At 37.1% G+C, this 16,761-nt stretch carries 15 protein-coding genes; 7 read left to right on the top strand and 8 right to left on the bottom strand.

The window, feature by feature from the left end; translation table 11 throughout:
• The first annotated feature begins 86 nt into the window (after positions 1–86).
• Positions 87–1,142 carry an N-acetyl-gamma-glutamyl-phosphate reductase gene (argC, locus tag CQA66_RS05690; protein WP_233707720.1) on the top strand — a complete coding sequence of 352 codons (1,056 nt, stop codon included), beginning with the start codon at positions 87–89 and terminating at the stop codon, positions 1,140–1,142.
• Between the two features lie 45 nt (positions 1,143–1,187).
• On the opposite strand, the gene ruvC is transcribed toward argC, so the two are convergent.
• The 6 genes from ruvC to CQA66_RS05660 all read right to left on the bottom strand — a co-directional run bounded on the left by ruvC (position 1,188) and on the right by CQA66_RS05660 (position 8,086).
• The gene (ruvC, locus tag CQA66_RS05685; protein WP_104762897.1) at positions 1,188–1,676 is read right to left on the bottom strand and encodes a crossover junction endodeoxyribonuclease RuvC; all 489 of its coding nucleotides are present in this window, start codon (positions 1,674–1,676) and stop codon (positions 1,188–1,190) included.
• Between the two features lie 9 nt (positions 1,677–1,685).
• On the bottom strand, positions 1,686–3,578 hold the full coding sequence (locus CQA66_RS05680) for a hypothetical protein (protein WP_104762896.1): 1,893 nt from the start codon (positions 3,576–3,578) through the stop codon (positions 1,686–1,688).
• Between the two features lie 53 nt (positions 3,579–3,631).
• Positions 3,632–4,171 (bottom strand): HyaD/HybD family hydrogenase maturation endopeptidase, encoded by a 540-nt coding sequence (locus CQA66_RS05675; protein ID WP_104762895.1) that lies wholly within the window; start codon positions 4,169–4,171, stop codon positions 3,632–3,634.
• A 23-nt stretch (positions 4,172–4,194) separates the two neighbouring features.
• Positions 4,195–4,899 carry a Ni/Fe-hydrogenase, b-type cytochrome subunit gene (cybH, locus tag CQA66_RS05670; RefSeq protein WP_104762894.1) on the bottom strand — a complete coding sequence of 235 codons (705 nt, stop codon included), beginning with the start codon at positions 4,897–4,899 and terminating at the stop codon, positions 4,195–4,197.
• A 108-nt stretch (positions 4,900–5,007) separates the two neighbouring features.
• The gene (locus tag CQA66_RS05665; RefSeq protein WP_104762893.1) at positions 5,008–6,768 is read right to left on the bottom strand and encodes a nickel-dependent hydrogenase large subunit; all 1,761 of its coding nucleotides are present in this window, start codon (positions 6,766–6,768) and stop codon (positions 5,008–5,010) included.
• A gap of 52 nt (positions 6,769–6,820) precedes the next feature.
• Positions 6,821–8,086 carry a hydrogenase small subunit gene (locus tag CQA66_RS05660; RefSeq protein ID WP_104762892.1) on the bottom strand — a complete coding sequence of 422 codons (1,266 nt, stop codon included), beginning with the start codon at positions 8,084–8,086 and terminating at the stop codon, positions 6,821–6,823.
• 266 nt (positions 8,087–8,352) lie between these two features.
• On the opposite strand from CQA66_RS05660, the gene CQA66_RS05655 reads away from it, so the two are divergent.
• Positions 8,353–8,625 carry a ComEA family DNA-binding protein gene (locus tag CQA66_RS05655; RefSeq protein ID WP_104762891.1) on the top strand — a complete coding sequence of 91 codons (273 nt, stop codon included), beginning with the start codon at positions 8,353–8,355 and terminating at the stop codon, positions 8,623–8,625.
• 26 nt (positions 8,626–8,651) lie between these two features.
• The gene (locus tag CQA66_RS05650; RefSeq protein ID WP_233707718.1) at positions 8,652–9,500 is read left to right on the top strand and encodes a DNA-processing protein DprA; all 849 of its coding nucleotides are present in this window, start codon (positions 8,652–8,654) and stop codon (positions 9,498–9,500) included.
• Between the two features lie 81 nt (positions 9,501–9,581).
• On the opposite strand, the gene CQA66_RS05645 is transcribed toward CQA66_RS05650, so the two are convergent.
• Positions 9,582–11,156 (bottom strand): OmpP1/FadL family transporter, encoded by a 1,575-nt coding sequence (locus CQA66_RS05645; RefSeq protein WP_104762890.1) that lies wholly within the window; start codon positions 11,154–11,156, stop codon positions 9,582–9,584.
• Positions 11,157–11,461: 305 nt separating this feature from the next.
• On the opposite strand from CQA66_RS05645, the gene CQA66_RS05640 reads away from it, so the two are divergent.
• Genes CQA66_RS05640 through CQA66_RS05630 form a run of 3 tightly spaced genes read left to right on the top strand, consistent with a single transcriptional unit; the run spans position 11,462 to position 14,000 of the window.
• Complete coding sequence (locus CQA66_RS05640; RefSeq protein WP_104762889.1) at positions 11,462–12,661, top strand: acetyl-CoA C-acetyltransferase; 1,200 nt, start codon at positions 11,462–11,464, stop codon at positions 12,659–12,661.
• A 15-nt stretch (positions 12,662–12,676) separates the two neighbouring features.
• Positions 12,677–13,366: a CoA transferase subunit A gene (locus tag CQA66_RS05635; protein ID WP_104762888.1), complete on the top strand. Its 690-nt coding sequence runs from the start codon at positions 12,677–12,679 to the stop codon at positions 13,364–13,366.
• A 1-nt stretch (position 13,367) separates the two neighbouring features.
• Positions 13,368–14,000: a 3-oxoacid CoA-transferase subunit B gene (locus tag CQA66_RS05630; RefSeq protein WP_104762887.1), complete on the top strand. Its 633-nt coding sequence runs from the start codon at positions 13,368–13,370 to the stop codon at positions 13,998–14,000.
• Between the two features lie 269 nt (positions 14,001–14,269).
• On the opposite strand, the gene CQA66_RS05620 is transcribed toward CQA66_RS05630, so the two are convergent.
• On the bottom strand, positions 14,270–15,997 hold the full coding sequence (locus CQA66_RS05620; RefSeq protein ID WP_104762885.1) for a proline--tRNA ligase: 1,728 nt from the start codon (positions 15,995–15,997) through the stop codon (positions 14,270–14,272).
• Between the two features lie 218 nt (positions 15,998–16,215).
• Here CQA66_RS05620 and CQA66_RS05615 point away from each other — a divergent pair, with 218 nt between their 5' ends.
• Entirely contained in the window at positions 16,216–16,761 is a 546-nt protein-coding gene (locus CQA66_RS05615; protein ID WP_104762884.1) for a DUF507 family protein, read from the top strand.

The raw sequence follows: 16,761 nt of genomic DNA, 5'->3' as shown, positions 1-16,761 counted from the left end.
AAGGATTTTGCTCTAATCCAAAACTTGTTCGTTGTGCTATAATGTAGGAGAATTTTATATAATTATTATGTGGAGATTAAGGAGCAATAATGTTAAAAGTAGCGGTTTTAGGTGTTGGAGGTTATGGCGGTAGTGAAGTTTTAAGAATACTACACCAGCACCCTCACGTTACTATCAATCATTTTGGAGCTAATACACAAGCTGGAGTTTCAATTTCGCAGAGCTTTGGACAGTTTCTGGGAATTTTTGATAATACTATGCAAAAAAATGATTTGCTAGAAATTGCAGAGGATAATGATTGTATTGTTGCGGCTACACCACATGAGTTTTTAGCGAAAATCCTTACAAGTGAAGTTACAAACAACGTGGTAGTGATTGATTTGTCTGCAGATTTTCGCTTAAAGAATCCTGATAAATATCAGGAGTATTATCATTTTGTACATCCTAATCCAACGTTATTGCAAAGTGCTGTTTATGGCTTATGTGAACTCAATAAGGGGCATATTTATAATGCAAATCTTATTGCTAATCCTGGTTGTTATCCGACTTGTAGTACTTTTTGCATTTTGCCATTATTACAACGTGATATTATTCAACATTCTAGTATCATTATTGACGCAAAAAGTGGTGTTTCTGGTGCGGGTAGAAATGCGAAATTAGAAAATAATTTCTGCGAAGTGTATGAAAATATTAAGGCATACGGGTTGATAAAACATAGGCATATCGCGGAAATAGAACAAAACCTCTATCTGTTTTCTCAAGGTCTTGATGATATGAGCGTAACTTTTACACCGCATTTAGTGCCTATGAATCGAGGAATTTTGATTACTGCTTATGCCAACCTTGCTGAAAGATATAATGATATTACGCAGGCTGATATAGATTCTATTTATGAAGAATTTTGTGCTGATAAATATTTTGTACGTTATTTATCAGGAGTTGCTCCACAAACAAGATGGGTTAGAGGGAGTAATTTTGTAGATATTAGTGCGTGTTTAGATAAACGCAACAAAAGGGTTATTATGATGGGTGCGATTGATAATCTTGTAAAAGGGGCGGCAGGTTCGGCTATTCAGAATCTTAATATTCGTTTTGGTTTTCCAGAGAATACTGCTTTGGAGAGTATCGCGCTTTTTCCTTGAAACTTATCTATTTCTTTCTATTCATTTTGCGGGATACTAGTCAATTTATCTTTTGGAAAGAGCATTATAGCGCATGTTTTGTGCATGTGTTAAAGCCACTGCTAAGGCGTCACTTACATCAAGAGGTTGTATATCTACCGTAATTTTAAGTAATGTTTTTACCATATAAGCGACTTGTTTTTTATCGGCTTTACCATTACCTGTCAGAGATTTTTTGACTTGTAGCGGGGTATATTCGGCGAAATTCCCAATGTCTTGTAAGATTTTTAGACTAATTGCTCCACGAAATTGCGCTAGTTTAATTACGGTTTTTGGATTGTACGCATAAAAAATATCTTCCATAGCCACTTGATTAATCGTATATGATTTAAAAATAATATCAATGCCTTCAATAAACTCTACTATTTGGGATTGTAGGTTACGAGTTTGTATTTTAATAATACCTGCATCAACTAACGTAGGCCGAAGATTCTCGATTGCAATAATTCCGTAGCCGCAATTTCTACTTCCAGGATCGATTCCTAAAATATACATGTTTGCTCTTTATAAGTAATCTACTCCGTTTTCATTAGGTAAAGCCAGCGAGATATTTTTTGGAATAGCTTGGATAATTTTATCTAAAAAACATTGTTCCAAAAGTAAATCCCCACAAACAAAAACTCTGTCAATGCCATAATTGATTAGCATATCTCCCGCAAGCGTACCGACAAATTCCGCTAGGGATTCTATTACACCATAGCATAGTAGCTCATTTTCTACTCCCGCAAGATAGAAACTCATAACACTTCGTAGAATGCGGGGATAATCTAGCTCGATATTGTCATCTACCCTTATTAGTTTGTAATCAATGCGCGGTCCTCTGTCTCTTACGCATTTATTTGCGTATTCCATAACATGCGAATCAAGTTGAAGCATTTGCTGTATGAGCTGAAAAAGTTCCAAAAGATTGGAGCATTGTTTGTTGTTTTGAATGCTGTTGGATTCTTTGCTTTGTTGTGTCTTATTTGTGCGGTAATCTCCTTGTATGATTGTTTGCAAAAATGACGACTCCAATCCCCAATGTTGCGTTATTTCTTGATGTGTCTTAGCAAAGTTGTGTAAAAGTTTATCACCATTCTTATAATGAAAGAGTCTTTGTAGATGATCGCATAGTAGAGGTGAAAAATTAATATCTAAGATTTGTTGATATTTTTCTCCTTGTGAGTTTTCAATCCAAAAAGCACTTGGATTTTTGCGAGAGAGGCATACAACAAGACGTTTTGTAATGTTTGTGGTATTGAGTGAAGATAGGGGATTGATAGCTAGTAGTTCAAAAAGATTTTCCCCATATCTATTATGGGATAGGGAATAAGAACTATGGCTTGCTATTGTGTAGCAAACTTGTTTATTATCGCTTATTTTATAATTTTCTTTGTAGCTCAATAAAGGCTCTTTGGTGCTGTTATCTACAATAGTAAAGAATAGATAATCTATGTTATGGATTGTTTGTAGGGTATGTAATAGTAATAAGAGCAGATAATCATTAGGTAAGCTTGCAAATATTTTATCATCTGCTTGAGCATTAAAGGCTTGGGTAAAGACTTCTTTACAATGCGCAAGAACAAAGGGCTTTTCAATGCTTGCAAGAGCTTTCTTTTGTGAATCATGCAATCGCAAATAACTTATTGCGTTATATAAATCTGCAAAAATAATATGGGGGATAGCTTTACTTTGTGTTTTGTGTAAATGTATTGAGAGCATGTAACATACGTTATTGCATTGCAGGAGTAATTGTTTTTGCAGGAGTAATTCAGTTGTAAGACATTCTATAAGATATTTTTGCGAGGAAACATGATGGAAATCTTGGAGAGAATAGCGAGCGTTATAAGAATCTAGACTGCATTTGATAGGCGTGATAAAATTATTTATACAGCAGAAATTTGGATTTTGGTTATCAGTTATTTCCTCGAGCATTTTCACTGTAGGTATTGGTGGATTTATTCGTTGCATATCGGCGGGATTAAAAGATTCCCATTTATTCAATCGAATTGTATGTAAATCTTGAGAATCTAACGGTTGTATTTTACTAAAAACAAAATGCAATGAAAGTGGCAAATGGCTAGAAAGCATATCAGAGAAAGCCAAGATTGTTTGTGGGTTTGCATATATGAGAATAGAGAATTTTTTAGAGTGATGCTGCGTGTTAATGTGGTGAGTTGGATGTGCAATATCGTACTGATATTGCAACAAAATAGAATCGTCTTTTTGCTCGTGGTTATCCGATAGTGATTGTATTGTGTTGCGTAGGAATGAGTATGTAAGATTTTTGAGCAGCATAATCATTGCTTGTGCGCTTAAAGATTCTGTGTAATAAAAAATAAAAATACAAGTAAGAGCTTTATCGTTGGATGCTTTATTAAGAGAATCTGTCTCTGCAGTAATAACTTCTTCTTTCAATGCAAAAAGCCTTTAGCTAAGGTAATGTGAATGTATCAGTGTTCTAAATAACGTTAAAAGCCTCTATAAGACTGATTGGCGATTTCTTGTAGTGGAATCGATTGTATTTTTTTTACAAGAAAACCAAGAGAGGCGATATAAGATATTGCTTCTTGTTCCATAGTAACTGCGCCTTCCAAAAGAGATTTGCTAAGATTAAAGGCAGTGTCTTCCCCGATAATTTCGGGAATAATTCCAATGATATGAACATTTGGCAAATCGCCCATAAGCTTAGTTAAATGTAATGTTTGTAGCATTTCTACCTCATGAGCACTACCAGCCCATGTTATGTAATTCGGCACTTTATCGAATCCAAAGCTATAAACTGTGCCAATTTCTGCGTTTACTACATTTACACAGTCCATAATTAGCACATGATCATACTCCACTATAAGAGGTATAAGCGTATTTGCAAGTGTGCCACCATCCACAAAATCGATTGTTTTATCAGTAGAAGTAAATTCATAATTGACTTTGAGAGAGTTGCATAAATGCACGCCAATGCCTTCATCGCCAAAAAGGATATTACCAATTCCAAGCACAAGCAGTTTCACGTTGTGTGGCTTTCGTTAATGAATTAGATTCGTCTGTTATCCACATAACGTATTCCACTTACCATTGCATCTGCCCCGCCGTTTGGATATCTGACGGAATTCCAGATGACTAGGTAAATATGCATGGGAATAAAGATAATAAAAACCCATGTAACGATATGATGGATAGCTCTTACATTTGCTAAGCCGCCACATACAACTTCGACCCAACCGAAACAAGAACCCATTATAAAACCTAAGCCATCATGATAGACATGGCTATATAATGATACACCTGTAAGACAAATCACTAATGTTAAGATTCCAAGTGCCAAATATGTGCAAAATTGCAGTGGGTTATAAGCACCTTTGATATGCGGATGGGCTGTTATAAATAAGTATGCGCCTATAGTTTTAATCCAGACTAATGGATTAAAAACTTGCCCAATAGAATATCTCTCAGGTCGGCTTGATTTCGCAAATAAAAAGAGATATACCCGAAATATCGAGGCACAAATCAATACAAAGCCAGCTATACAATGAAAAGCGCGACTATACGCTTGTAAGAAACTTATAGGTTCACTACTTGCATCAGGCTGCAAGAAAGGGTAGGCGATATAGAATCCGCTTGCAGTAAGAAAAATAATCATAAAGGCGCGTACCCAATGTAAGAATCTTGTAGCACCACCAAATTCTAAATGTTGCTCTAATTCTTTTTTAATAGCTTTATCTACCTCTGTTGAAAGCATTTGTGCTCCTTTAAATTATGATATAGCCCACAAGATTCTTGGATATTTGTTCAGTTAAGAATCTATAAGAATCTTGGGAATTAAATAATTGAAACGCAGTATTTGGGACTAAAATCTTGCAAATGCAGGTTCAACTTTGTATTCTCCGAGCTCATTGCCTTTTGTATCCATAACATGCACTGCACAAGCGATACAAGGATCGAATGAATGAATGTGCCGAATAATTTCTAAAGGCTGCGTAAGATTTGCTATTTTAGTACCAATAAGACTCATTTCATACGGTCCCTTTTGTCCTTTAGAATCTCGTGGTCCAGCATTCCAAGTAGAAGGAACGACAGCTTGATAATTTGATACTTTACCTCCAGAAATTCTAACCCAGTGGCTAAGCATACCTCTAGGTACATTACCAATATAGTAACCTTTGTAGTCTTTATTGTTATCAATAACATAAGGAGCACAAGTTGTTGTGTCTGTTTTAAGGTTTTTGACTAATTCATCAAAGGCTTTTAGCCCATATTCCGCTAACACTTTTGCTTCTAATCCTCTTGCGGCAGTTCTTCCTAATGTACTAAACAAATGTTCGGTACTTAGCCCAGTTCGTTTGAGAAATGCTTCTGCCGCTTCTTGTATATGCGGATTCTTTTTAGCAAGTCCTACCACTATGGAGGCTAATGGTCCTACCTCCATAGGTTTTCCATCATATCGAGGAGATTTTATCCACGAATATTTAGAATCTGTTTTGAGAAGCTTAGTTTTTTCGTCTTTGCCACTTGGTCCAATACTCATTCCGTCTTGCATACCGATATAATCAGGCGTTGTTTGCCCGTCATAAGGATGTAGTGCATCTGTTGGCTTGATTTCTTTCCCATCGCTATGCTTACCTTCGTATTTATACCACGAGTGTGTTACTTCTTCTGCTATTAAATCAAGATTGACTTCTTGAGGGTTATTAATGTTACCATCAAGTACATAACCACTATCAAGTAAGTATTCATTGTAGCCTACCTGCATTTCTTGGAAGCTTAAGAAATTTTTGAGGTTACAACCAGCTATGACACTCGGCTCTTTAGAGTATTCCATACCTGCCATGATTAAGTCTGGGTAGTATGCCCTATTCACAAAATCTGCCACTGTTTCAAATTTGAATTTATATTCAGCAAGTCTAGTTGGGTCTAAAATATCCATAATAGAGGTAATACCGCCAACTGTTAAGCTTTGTGGATGGGGCTGTTTTGCTCCAAAGATAGCCATCATTTTTGCTGCCTCTCTTTGAATTTCAAGAAGTTTAAGATAATGCGAAAGAACTATGAGGTTTTGTTCAGGAGTGAAGCGGTAAGTGCTATGCCCCCAATAACCATTTGCAAATGGTCCGAGTGAACCTTTCCCTGCAAAGTCTTTTACTCGTTGTTGCACTAATTTAAGTTCGTTTTCTCCAGCGGCAAGCGGTGTATCTGTATAGTCAAAAGCAAGTTTGGCTGCTTTTGCTGGATTGGCACTCAATGCGCTTATAATATCGCACCAATCAAGCCCGTGTAGAGTATAAAAATGTACAATATGATCATGAAAAAACAAAGCGAGATTCATGAGCGTTCGCACTAATTTTGCATTATAGGGAATCTCAATACCAAGTGCATTTTCAACGGCAGTAATGCCAGCTTTATAATGCGAGTAAGTGCATACACCGCAGATTCTACCCGCAATAAATCCAGCATCCCGCGGGTCCCTTCCTTTGATGATGGTTTCTAATCCTCTCCATAAGGTTGAGCTAGAAAATGCGTCAGTGATTACGTTATTATCATCAACGACAACTTCAATTCGTAAATGCCCCTCAATGCGCGTAATGGGGTCTACAACAATTCTTTTTGACATTTTGCTTCCTTGATAAAAGTGTAATATTTTGTATAGTAATAGATTTCAAGAATCACTTGGGTTTTATTGCGCCAGAAACTATTGCATGCGCCGCTATACCAATAGCAGTAGCACCCAACAACACAACACCAACCGTATCAGCAGTTTTGTCTGCCCCAGCACCTCGAAAAGCAGTTTGATACCGATTGCCTAAAGGTACTTCAAAAGGGCTCATGGTATCCCAGAATTTAGGCTCACTACAACCAATACATCCATGCCCAGCTCCGATAGGCCAGCTTGTATGTGAGTTGAAACGTAATTTAGAACAATTATTGAATGTATAGGGACCTTTACAGCCTACTTTATAGAGACAATAGCCATTTTTTGCGTGTTCGTCGCCGAAATGTTGCACAAATTCTCCAGCATCAAAATGCCCTCTTCTTTCGCATAAATCGTGAATCCTATGCCCATAAGCCCATTTTGGTCGATTGAAAGCGTCAACTGCAGGCAATTCTTTAAATAGAATATGATGTATTAGCGCACCAACAATATTTTTTTCGCTTGGCGGGCAGCCCGGGACATTAATCACTCTTTTATTGATAATTTCTGTTAATGGTTGAGCGTTTGTAGGATTGGGAGCTGCGGCTTGTACTCCGCCAAAACTAGAACAAGTACCAATTGCAAAAATAGCCGCAGCATGTTCCGCGACATGCCTACACTCTTCTGCCCCTGTTCTAGCACCAGCACCTATGGTAAGGAAGTATTCGCTTCCTTTTGGAATGCCCCCTTCAACCATCATAATATATCTTCCGCTATAAGTTTTTACTGCATCTTCTAGACTTTTTTCTGCTTGGTAGCCAGAAGCAGCCATGATAGTTTCATGATATTCCATGCTCACATAGTCAAAAATAATAGAATCTATGCCCGGGTCCTCTGTACGGAGCAAGCTTTCACTGCAACCCGTACATTCTGCCATGTGCAACCATATAATAGGTACTCTATCCGCAAGTTCAGCGGCTTTCATTGTGAGTGGGGCAAACGAAGCAGGTAATCCAAGTGAAGTTGTGATAACTGCTGCCCATTTCATAAAATCACGTCTTTGTATTCCCTTTTTTTGTAGAACATCTTTCAACTCTTCTTTAGCATTGCCTTTACGTAAAGAAGGTAATTTTGCCAGAGTATCTAATCTTGTTTTAATTTTGCGGAATAACCCCTTTTTTGTGGTGAATTCAAGATTATCGCCTAGCGGATTTTGACTGTAATCCAATGTTATTTTGTGTTGTGTTAAAGGAGGATGAGTGTTCGTGATAGATTGTAATTTTGACGTTGTCTTTTCCATTACCTGTCCTTAAAGTTTACATATTCTTAATTTTACTATAAAAATGCACGTTTGCTTTGTAGGTCAACATGTTTCTTTTTTAATTTTATTAAATGTAACTTATAGTAATATTTTTGTTTTATAGAGAAAGAATAGATGTAGAATTTTAGAATTATTACTCTTATTTATGTAAGAAAATATTCCTGTATTTCTACGATTTTATTAGCTATTTAAGAGTTTATATACTACAATAGTGATAATGTAATTTTAATATAAAAGGTACGTTTATGAAAAAATTGCTCATGTTCATTTTGTTGTGCCCAAGTTTTTTGTTTGCTGCAGTCAATATTAATACAGCGAATCAACAGGAGCTTATGGCACTTAGCGGGATTGGAGAAGCCAAAGCAAAAGCAATTATTGCTTATCGCACAAAAACTCGTTTTAAGAAAATCGAGGACATTATGCAAGTAAGTGGTATCGGGCAAGCAATCTTTGATAAGATAAAGAATGATATTACTGTGAGTAACATTCCACAAAATAAACCTCAACCTAAGAAGTAGGTTGCAAGAGAAATCAAGGAATATTTTTGTTTCTTAATGTGCAACAATTAGAGGAATACATAGATTCACAAAAAACATATTTGTTGCTTTCTATGCGAGATATTGCACAAACCTTTAATCTTTCAAGCCGACACCTTTATAAGGATTTTTGTGGAATCTTTTATTCTGGGAATCTTCATCTTTTAAAGAAGCCCAAGATAGCCATTATTGGAACAAGAACTCCTAATCAATACTCTAAGCAATATACGGCGATTCTATCGGCACAGTTGTCGCAGAGCGGCTTTGTTATCGTCAGCGGCGGTGCGATTGGTATCGATACGATAGCACATCTTAATAGTGAATCAAATAGCATTTTAGTTTCCCCTGTAGGACTTCATCAAGTCTATCCTCGACAAAATAAAGCTCTTTTCAAGCAGATTCAAACGTATGGATTGTTATTAAGTGAATATCCAGATAATGCGTCGCCACGTGCCTATCATTTCTTAGAACGTAATCGCATTATTGTTGCATTAAGTGATATTGTGATTATCCCGCAGGCTGATTTGCAGAGTGGTTCTAGCTCTTCTGCTAGGCTTTGCAAAGCACTGCAAAAGCCGCTTTTTGTCTTGCCGCAAAGAATCAATGAAAGCTTAGGAACACAAGAGTTACTTAATCAAGGAGATGCTAAGGCTATTTACAATATAGAATCTTTTGTTAGCACTCTATCCAAGACATGGAATCTCACTCCTCAACAAAAAGAACAAGATGGACTTTTAGACTTTGCAAGCAATAACGGGTTATTTGTAGAAGCGTTGCAAAAATTTGGCAATCAAGTTTTAGAATATGAATTACAAGGTAAGATTAGACGCAATGGCTTGTATATAGAATTGTGTTAGCATAATCAGAAGATTCTATTGTTTAAAATATTGCATTTAAAGCTTAGAATCTGCAACTATTATTGTATAGCAAACGCTCTTTTACCATAGTAATTTTGCTCCAATTGTCAAGAGGTGAAGTTGCCCGAATCCATCGCGTGAAACAATGAAGCTCTTTCTATTGTCCTTTAGTGCAAGTGAGTAAGCTATACCTATATCCAATTTGTCGTCGAATAATTTTTTCCTATATCCTAGCCCAAACATATAAGCATTGGCATCGGGGATTCCAAATTGCCCTTGTGGTGCAGGTGTTTCGTCATAGGCAAGGCTACCCATAACCTTATAGCTTTTGCCAAAATATGTATAGCCTAAACGATACGCATTAGAATCTTTCCAGCCGTTCCCATAGGCGACGGCTGAATAATCAGCTCCTGCTAGCATTTCTTCGGGATTAATTTGACCAAGTGCCGTTTGACTCCCTGTTAAATTGCTTTTATCAAATATTTGATTAGCATAGGTAAATTCAAAGATTTGCGCACTTCCCCAGAATGTCCTCTCATACACAAACTCTACCCTTTGCCTACCAAAGTCTTTAGCGATTGCGACATTAAGAATAGGAGGTACATCTGCCCCAAGCGTCAAGTGTGCGTCCATTCCGATATAGCCTTCAACCAATGTAATCCCCTTCCCTTGAAAAACATAAGATTTAGCAGAAAGCTTCCCATTCATATCTAAATGTACATTGGAGCGATACGTTACAGCAATAGAGAGGTCTTTGATACTGTTATAAGCTTCAGAATCAAAAAGCGCGAAAGGCTTGATTGTTGCTGCGAGATTATAGCCAAATCCCCATGCGGACGCATCGGAGGTTTGCTCGACTTTGGTAGTGCCGTAACTTAAAACTGAACCCAATACACCAAGAGACACGGTTTGTCGAAAAGGCACATACAACGTATTATTAAATTCCCCAAAGGTATAGATTGCGCGAAACCCTCCGCCAATGGCTAGGAAATCTCTCCATGCAACAGAAACGACCGGATTAAATTCAAGCATCGCTATGCTTACATCTCTTAAGAATCCTCCCCCTTCTCCATCCCATTGCATGGATAATCCAGATGGCGTAGTAAATGAGATTCCATAATTTGCACGAAGATTGGGTGAGAGCTTAAAAGAACGTGATTTAAAGAAAAACTTAGGGACGGGCTGAAATGTCGCCCTTGCATGACCGCTTACTGTGGCATTACCACAAACGTTATTGGGGTTGGGTTGTGCGCCAGTAGTTTGTTGTGATTTTCCATTGACGCCACAATAATGACCTGCGGCTAAAGCACCTGTTATGCCACTACCCTCCACATTAATCCCCTTATCTCTATTTTCCGTGTCGAATGTGAATGGTGCAATAAAGATCAGTGTCCCGTTAATCTCAAATTCATAGTTTTCATTGTCTTGCCCAAGACTCATATTTGCGGGATTATAATAGGTAGAATCTGCCCCATAAGCTCCAGCAATGAAAGCAGAGTTGAGTGCTGTACCGTTGAGGCTTTGTTCAGTTAAACGAAATCCAGATGAGAATCCTGACTGATTAGTCAGCAAAAACAACATAACAATGCAGATAGGAAATACGCGCAAAAAGGCAATAGTGCTTTTGTGTTTAGAAATTATTCTATTTGTTTTCAAAGTTACTCCTTAATTTCGTTTTGCAATGCCTCGTTCTCAATAATTTCATAATGACTAGTCTATGTTTAGCTATTGATGAATACATTGAATAAATATTTGCAAGTGCAAATATTTATCATATAAACGATTGCCTGTAAAATGTGAGAGTGATATTATCATAACTTTTTGTATAAATGACTATTCTATGACATTTTCATTATGTTACTAAATTACACTTTTTAAAGGATAAGCAGGAACAAATACAAAAGCGCATAAGAAGCAATTATAGGATTTTGCTATGATAGATTCTAAAAAAGGAGCGAACAATGCAAAATACCTTACAAGAAGTCGTAATAGTCGCCGCTAAAAGAACACCAATAGGTTCTTTTTTGGGAAGTTTAAAAAATAGCAAAGCGTTGGATTTAGCTACAACGATTAGCCAGACTATTATCAAAGAATTACAGCTTGATGCTACGTTGATTGACAGCCTTATTTTAGGGCAGGTATTACAAAGCGGGCAAGGACAGAATCTTGCGAGACAAGTTGCAATAAAGTCTCAAATGTCCACACAATCTTATGCTTTTACTATTAATCACGTGTGTGGTTCGGGATTAAAAGCGGTAGAGTTAGCATATCAAAGTATCGCTTTTGGTGCTAGTCATATTGCCTTAGCAGGTGGCGTAGAAAATATGTCTTTAGCACCTTTTGCTTTGCAGAAGATTAGAGAAGGGTATCGAATGGGTAATCAGACTTGTATTGACACCATGATACACGATGGATTATGGTGCGCGATTGAAGATTATCACATGGGAATAACAGCGGAAAATGTTGCTAAGCGATATCAAATCAGCAGAGAAGAACAAGATAGATTTTCGCTAGATTCACAAATAAAAGCAAGCAAGGCAATTAATGAGGGGAGATTCAAAGAGGAAATCGTTCCTTTAAGCATTAAAGAGAAAAAGGGGCAAAGAATCTTTGCGATTGATGAATTTGTAAAGTCGGATACAACTTTAGAATCTTTAGCAAAGCTCAAGCCAGCTTTTGACAAAGATGGCACTGTAACTGCGGGAAATTCTTCGGGCGTTAATGACGGAGCCGCAATGCTTTTATTGATGAGTAAAAGCAAGGCAAAAGAATTATCGCTTCCTATTTTGGCGACATTAAAGGCTTTTGGTAGTGTCGGAGTAGAGCCGAGCGTTATGGGTATCGGTGCCGCATTCGCAGCAAAAAAGGTACTACAAAAAGCACAACTAGAGATAAAAGATATAGATTTAATAGAGGCTAATGAAGCCTTTGCTTCACAGAGTATCGCTACCCTTAGAGAATTGCAGCTTGAGAGAGATTCTGATAGAGTGAATATCTATGGTGGGGCTATTGCCCTTGGGCATCCTATTGGAGCAAGTGGCGCGAGAATCCTTACTACACTCGTGCATGCCCTAAGACGCAAAAAACAATCTTTGGGATTAGCGACACTCTGTATAGGCGGCGGTCAAGGTATAAGTGCGATTGTTGAAATAGAAGAATAGTTAGAAGGAAACTTAATGAATAAAATTGTTGAATGTTTAGAAGGCGCATTAAAAGACGTCTTTGATGGTGCGACATTGCTTGTAGGTGGATTTGGTCTATGCGGTATTCCAGAGCACTGTATCGAAGTGATTAGACAAAAGGGCGTAAAGAATCTTACTATTGTTAGCAATAATTGTGGGATTGATGATTGCGGGCTTGGAATCTTGTTACAGAATAGACAGATTAAGAAAATTATTGCTTCGTATGTAGGAGAGAATAAACTCTTTGAGCAACAGTTTATTAGTGGTGAATTGGAAGTTGTGCTCACGCCACAAGGCACATTAGCCGAACAGCTTAGGGCTGGCGGTGCTGGTATTGCTGGATTCTATACACCAACAGGTATTGGCACAGCAGTAGCCGAAGGCAAGGAGATTAAGACATTTAATGGCAAAGAATATCTTTTAGAGAGAGCGATTACAGGGGATTTTGGGTTGATCAAAGCGCAAAAGGCAGATAAACATGGCAATCTAGTTTTTAACAAAACAGCGAGAAATTTTAATCCATTATGCGCTATGGCAGCAAATGTTAGCGTTGTCGAGGTTGAAGAAATTGTAGAGGAAATAGACCCAGATTCTATTCATTTGCCGGGGATTTACGTGGATTTTGTCTATTTGGGCAAACAATATGAAAAACGTATTGAAAAAATCATTACAAGAGAGGAATAATATGTCAAAAGAAGTTATTGTCAAGCGGGCGACGCAAGAAGTGAAAAACGGAATGTATATTAATCTAGGTATAGGGATCCCCACACTTATCGCTGATGAGATAGATAAGTTAGGCTTAGATGTGTTCTTACATTCCGAAAATGGATTATTAGGCATTGGGGCTTATCCTACGAAAGACGAAGTGGATGCGGATTTAATTAATGCGGGCAAGGAAACAGTAACAGCGGTACAGGGTGCTAGCTTCTTTGATAGCGCAGAATCCTTTGCTATGATTAGAGGCGGACATATTGATTTGGCTATTTTAGGTGGTATGGAAGTTTCGCAATATGGCGATCTGGCAAACTATATGATACCTAAAAAGTTGGTTAAGGGTATGGGCGGTGCTATGGACTTAGTCAATGGTGCAAAAAAGATTGTTGTTGTTATGGAACATGTTAACAAGAAAGGCGAAAGTAAAGTAAAAAAAATCTGCGATCTACCACTCACAGGCAAAAATGTCGTGAATCGCTTAATAACCGACATGGGAGTTTTTGACTTTAAGGATGGAGTAATGCAGCTTATTGAATTGCAGCCTAATGTAACTCTTGAAGAGATTCAGGCAAAAACACAAGCTGAATTTACCGTTTGTCTTTAGCAATTTGTCTCACAGCCTTTTTCGTTGAATGGATTTGATTCTAAATTTTAGAATGTGAAAAGAATGTAGGGAATGTAAGATTTTACAGAATGGATTTTTATTCTAAGAGTGCAAATTTTGCGATAAGTCTTTTGACCTGTGAAGTTATGCAACGTTTTCTAAGTCATATGGCTTCTTTTTATTTAAGAAGATCGCAGAAGATTGTAATAGGTTGCAATATCACTCTCAAGAAGTCCAATGCAGTATTGATGCAAGGAGATTCTGTTTAGCTACGTTAAGTTTTTTAGTTCTTCAAAGAGAATATGACATGGAATTTCTTTTTTCTCCAAGCCGTCACGTTTGATAATTTCTATCATATTTTCTTCAAGTTTTTTACCTATAATAAGAGCATAGGCGAAGCCTATAAGCTCAAAGTCTTTAATCTTTGCTCCAAATCGTAGATCTCTATCATCAAGTATTACTTCAATGCCAAATTTTAGACAATATTTATAAATTTCCTCTGCTTTATGAACTTCTGTTTGATTCTTCATATTCGAGATAATAATAACAAATTGGAAAGGAGCGACATTCCCCCAAACGCAGCCAAATGTATCGCTTTTTTGCTCTAGGATTGCAGATAATAAACGCGTAACACCAATACCATAACAACCCATAATAAAAGGACTAGATTTTCCTTGTGAATCTAAAAAGTTGGCTTGCAATGGCAGAGAATATTTTGTGCCGAGTTTAAAAATATGCCCTACTTCAATGCCTTTTGTATAATAGAGTGTGCCGCCGCATTTTATACATGAGTCTCCCTCTTGTACTGCAACTAAGTCGTAATAAAATACTTCCTCAAATTCTGCGAGGTTTACACCCACATAATGAAATTCATGCTCATTTGCGCCGCATATTAAATCTTCACCATCGCGTAATTCGCAATCAAAGATAATAAAACGCGATTGCGTGACATTGCGTAAATGTATGGGACCAATAGAGCCCACAGGAAGATTATAGTTACGTAAAAAGTCATTGTCTGCCTCTTTTATATCGATAACATTGGAATCTATGGCTTTTAATGCGTTTAGAGCTTTTGTAGATTCTAATTTGTCTTTGCCGCGCATAAAAAATATGGCAATTTCTTCTCTTTCTTGTAGAAGAACTTTTTGTACCACTGCTTTTATAAGATAAAAGGGATTAACTTTAAAAAATTGGCTTAAATCGTCTATGGTCTTTACCCCTGGTGTATGAAATTTATGATAAGGGGTTGTTGCTCGAGGAGCAATATCATCACAAGTCTTTACCATTCTTTTGGCGGCTTCGATATTGGAAGTATAGGCGCATTCCTTGCATGCTACAATCGTGTCTTCACCGCATTCTGCTAATGCCATAAATTCTCGGCTACCGCTACCGCCAATAGCCCCAGAATCAGCCTCTACAACGCGAAAATCAAGCCCTAATCTTGTAAAGATATTGTTATAAGTAGCATACATATTCATAAATTCTTCATCTAAGGAATCTGAATCGGCATGAAAGCTGTAAGCATCTTTCATTACAAATTCTCTTGCGCGGAGCAAGCCAAATCGCGGTCTGGCTTCGTCGCGGAATTTTAAATGAATTTGATAGAGATTAAGAGGCAATTGTTTATAGCTCTTAATATAACTCTTTGCGATTTCACTTGCACATTCTTCGTGTGTTGGTCCTAATACAAATTCTGCATTTTTTCTATCTTTAAAGATAGCTAACTCACTGTACTGTGCGTATCTGCCGCTTTTTTCCCAAAGGGTAGCTGGCGTAAGGAAGCCCATTGTAACCTCGTTTGCTCCTGCTTTATTCATTTCTTCTCTTATGATTTGTTTAATTTTCTTAAGCACGATGTTACCTAGCGGCAAGAAATTATAAATTCCACTTCCGATTTGATGAATGAATCCGGCACGTAATAAATAAACATGACTCTTTAGCACAGCATCTTTAGGGGTTTCTTTTATTGTGGGGGTGAAAAGTTTTGAGAATCGCATAATATCCCTTTAAGTTCCATTCTTAAGTATTAATAATTACTTCGCATTATAACTAAATTGTAAATTGCTAATGTAGTTCTTTCTTGCGTTGACATTGGGGGCATGCCATTAGCCTGTATGATTCCTCCGTTAGCAAGGATTCATAAAAATTTTAATGAAATTTTTAGTAAAATTAATCTCTGTATTTAGATTCTTATAATTTCACACAAGGAGCAATAATGAAGTTAAAACCACAACATGCTCAATTTCTCGCCAATCATGTTGTGCTGGACTTAAGCCAATCTCACAGCATACAAATAACTGCTACTCTAGCGAATCTCAACCGACTAGCGACTGATATTATTAGAGAAGACATACAACAAGAAGCGAATATTGAAAAGAAAGCGCGCGATATATTAGAGCAATACCAAGAGGAAATTGAAGAAGACGAAGTGAATGAAAAACAACTTTTTATGATGGTGAAAAAGCAAATTGCAAAAGAAGAGGGTTTTTTACTTTCATATAATGAGCGATACAGTCAATTGGCACATAGAATCCTTGATGAGTTTATAGAAGAAAAGTATATTGTTTGCAAAGTGCCTGAAAATACTGTCAAAAATATCATGCTTCAATCAATGCAAAATTACATGAAGTTTCAAGAAGATGCTTATGATGCCGTTATTGCTAAACTTAAGAATTACAAGAAAAAGCTTATTGCAGGAAGTGATGAGTATGAATTAGTCTTTGCAAAACTCTATGAAGAAGAATTGAGCAAAAGAGGCTAA

The sequence above is a fragment of the Helicobacter aurati genome (genome assembly GCF_003364265.1).
GTDB classification, from domain to species: Bacteria; Campylobacterota; Campylobacteria; order Campylobacterales; family Helicobacteraceae; genus Helicobacter_A; species Helicobacter_A aurati.
This window is presented reverse-complemented; position numbering and strand designations above follow the sequence as displayed.

What these genes read in the sequence shown, in the direction of transcription:
- CQA66_RS05620 (WP_104762885.1), bottom strand. Translation starts at nt 15,997, where the DNA reads ATGCGATTCTCAAAACTTTTCACCCCCACAATAAAAGAAACCCCTAAA.
- CQA66_RS05665 (WP_104762893.1), bottom strand. Translation starts at nt 6,768, where the DNA reads ATGTCAAAAAGAATTGTTGTAGACCCCATTACGCGCATTGAGGGGCAT.
- CQA66_RS05640 (WP_104762889.1), top strand. Translation starts at nt 11,462, where the DNA reads ATGCAAAATACCTTACAAGAAGTCGTAATAGTCGCCGCTAAAAGAACA.
- cybH (WP_104762894.1), bottom strand. Translation starts at nt 4,899, where the DNA reads ATGCTTTCAACAGAGGTAGATAAAGCTATTAAAAAAGAATTAGAGCAA.
- CQA66_RS05655 (WP_104762891.1), top strand. Translation starts at nt 8,353, where the DNA reads ATGAAAAAATTGCTCATGTTCATTTTGTTGTGCCCAAGTTTTTTGTTT.
- ruvC (WP_104762897.1), bottom strand. Translation starts at nt 1,676, where the DNA reads ATGTATATTTTAGGAATCGATCCTGGAAGTAGAAATTGCGGCTACGGA.
- CQA66_RS05635 (WP_104762888.1), top strand. Translation starts at nt 12,677, where the DNA reads ATGAATAAAATTGTTGAATGTTTAGAAGGCGCATTAAAAGACGTCTTT.
- CQA66_RS05660 (WP_104762892.1), bottom strand. Translation starts at nt 8,086, where the DNA reads ATGGAAAAGACAACGTCAAAATTACAATCTATCACGAACACTCATCCT.
- CQA66_RS05615 (WP_104762884.1), top strand. Translation starts at nt 16,216, where the DNA reads ATGAAGTTAAAACCACAACATGCTCAATTTCTCGCCAATCATGTTGTG.
- CQA66_RS05630 (WP_104762887.1), top strand. Translation starts at nt 13,368, where the DNA reads ATGTCAAAAGAAGTTATTGTCAAGCGGGCGACGCAAGAAGTGAAAAAC.